Genomic DNA, 352 nt, shown 5'->3' on the forward strand with positions numbered 1-352 from the left:
ATGCAGTAGATGACGGCCTCTTAAAAACTGATCCCACAAGAAGAGCTATTATTAAAGGATGTGAACCTAGTTCAAAGAAAATAAAGTTTTTAAATCTTTATGAATTGCAAACTTTATTAAGATCATTAGATTTAAAAGCAGAATTAAATTGGGATTGGTTCTTTTTTCTAATTGCTAAGACGGGATTGAGATTTGCAGAGGCACTAGCACTTACTCCAGAAGATTTCGACTTTGAAAAGCAAAGTATTATTATCAATAAATCGTGGAATTACAAAGAAAAAGTTGGACATTTTCAGCCTACAAAGAATGAATCATCTAATAGAACAGTAATGGTTGACTGGCAATTAATGCA

The 352-nt window shown here is 31.8% G+C and carries 1 protein-coding gene; it reads left to right on the forward strand.

Translation table 11 applies throughout. The features are described from left to right. The coding region (locus tag CP352_RS10920) for a site-specific integrase (protein ID WP_143465315.1) at nucleotides 1–352 on the forward strand (352 nt) is incomplete at both ends.

The organism is Lactobacillus sp. UMNPBX1 (assembly GCF_002554085.1).
In the GTDB taxonomy this organism is placed as follows: domain Bacteria; phylum Bacillota; class Bacilli; order Lactobacillales; family Lactobacillaceae; genus Lactobacillus; species Lactobacillus crispatus.